The sequence below is a fragment of the Desertivirga xinjiangensis genome, from assembly GCF_024436435.1.
Taxonomy (GTDB): Bacteria; Bacteroidota; Bacteroidia; order Sphingobacteriales; family Sphingobacteriaceae; genus Desertivirga; species Desertivirga xinjiangensis.
In genome coordinates this window covers 1-877 of record NZ_JAFMZP010000022.1, presented here as the reverse complement: position 1 = coordinate 877, position 877 = coordinate 1, and the positions used below count along the sequence as shown (strand labels likewise).

The window sequence follows — 877 nt, the reverse complement described above, 5'->3', positions numbered from 1 at the left end:
TTTTATAATTACGTTTTTTCCATCTCTTTTTGAGCGGGCCTGTTTGCCTGTGCGCCATCTCAGGAGTTAGGAAGTCGCAACTGCTGTGGGGCCTCATAGTATTATAAGCTTCAATACTTTTTCTGATCTTCATCCGTGTCTGCTCCAAGCCGACAGCAGAGTGATAGAGATCGAATTCTGATTTAATGATTCCGTTTACTCTCTCAGCCAGGGCATTTTCATACGGATCACCATTTTCGGTCATGCTGATAGCAATATTGTTCTCCAGCAACAAATCCACATAACCCTTACTACAATACTGGGAACCACGGTCAGAGTGATGAATGATCCTGGCTAGGGGATACTTCCGCGCATTTAAAGCCATTTTTAAAGCATCTATACAACCTTGAGCTGAGAGGTCTTTCCTAAAGCAAAAGCCCATAATTTTTCTTGAATAAGCATCCGTTATCAAACTCAAATATCCCCAGTGATTTACCATTCGGATATAGGTAATATCGCTTACCCATAATTGCTCAGGGCGGTCCACCATCAATTCCTTAATCAGGTTACTGTACTTGTGCATCCAGTGTCTGCTATCAGTAGTAATGGCCATTCTTTTGCGTCTTCGGATGTGAAGATGATGTTCGCGCAACAGATCAAATAAATAATCTCTTCCAATTTTTAAATGATGTTCCTCAAGGCGATCTACTAACATTTCATGTAGCTTTAAAGTACCTACCCTGGGTAGGTCTTTGCGAATCTCTAGTACATGCTGCAATACAATCTCATCTTTCAACCCTTCGTCCTGAAGGCGCCATCCATGATCATAATAGGCATGTCGTGTTTTGCCAAACAGTCTGCACAGTGTAGCTATTCCTTTGCTGGGATAGTCCTGTTT

The 877-nt window shown here is 42.0% G+C and carries 1 protein-coding gene; it reads right to left on the bottom strand.

Features of this window, described 5'->3' with window-relative positions; genetic code table 11:
- On the bottom strand, nucleotides 1-877 hold an 877-nt coding region (locus J3P37_RS22845; protein WP_256014453.1), incomplete at both ends, for an IS3 family transposase.